Source organism: Streptomyces beijiangensis (assembly GCF_017315755.1).
Classification (GTDB): Bacteria; Actinomycetota; Actinomycetes; order Streptomycetales; family Streptomycetaceae; genus Streptomyces; species Streptomyces beijiangensis.
The window spans coordinates 1-306 of record NZ_JAFLRJ010001274.1 but is presented as its reverse complement, the minus strand read 5'-3'; the positions used below and the strand labels follow the sequence as shown (position 1 = coordinate 306).

The window sequence follows — 306 nt, the reverse complement described above, 5'->3', positions numbered from 1 at the left end:
CCCACCGCGCGTCCCCGCCGCCGGCCGGCTCCCACCAGCGCGGCGGCAGTTCCCGCCGCAGCACCACACCGCCCGGAGTCAGCAGCTCGATGGCCCCGTGCCGCGACACGGCGACCGTCAGGCGCTGTGAGACGACCCGCCAGCCGCCGTCCTTGTCCGGTTCGAGAAAGGCCCGCGCGTCGGGCTCGGGACCGCTCCCCGTGATCGCGTACGAAGGCAGCGGCCCGGCCCCGTCCCACCCCCAGAAGACCGCACCCCCCGCAGTCACGGTGATCTGCAGCTCCGAACGCGCGAACCGCACCACCC

General features: G+C 75.5%; 1 pseudogene. It reads right to left on the bottom strand.

Features of this window, described 5'->3' with window-relative positions:
• Positions 1–306, bottom strand: a pseudogene (locus J0695_RS41490) (glycosyl hydrolase); the annotation flags it as partial.